The organism is Aquirufa aurantiipilula (genome assembly GCF_019923745.1).
In the GTDB taxonomy this organism is placed as follows: Bacteria; Bacteroidota; Bacteroidia; order Cytophagales; family Spirosomataceae; genus Aquirufa; species Aquirufa aurantiipilula.
Genome location: NZ_JAANOG010000047.1, coordinates 1 through 349, shown reverse-complemented (window position 1 = coordinate 349; position 349 = coordinate 1). Strand labels below are relative to the sequence as shown.

At 37.0% G+C, this 349-nt stretch carries 1 rRNA gene; it reads left to right on the top strand.

From position 1 onward, the window contains the following. Window positions 1-112, top strand: a 5S ribosomal RNA gene (rrf, locus tag G9H60_RS13290). Window positions 113-349 lie beyond the last annotated feature (237 nt).

Below are 349 nucleotides of genomic sequence, written 5' to 3'. Positions count from 1 at the left end.
TATGGAGCCGATAGGACGGGTGTTCACCTCTTCCCATCTCGAACAGAGAAGTTAAGCCCCGCACCGCTGATGATACTGGGATCAAACCCGGGAAAGTAAGTAAGCTCCAAGTTATTATTATCAAGCCGGCTAGTCTTCTAGTGGGCTTTTTTTTATATTAGGGATTAGTTGTTAGTTATTAGGGAAATATAGAATGAAGAATGTAGAATTGAGAATGAATCTATTTGTCAATGCCTGAAATAGGTTGACCGTTTAAAAGTAAAATTTTAAACTTAAAATCTATTAATTATGGCCAACAAAAAGTTGTATCTTCAAAGTGTGTCACAAAGACGTCTTCGTCATTTTAGTG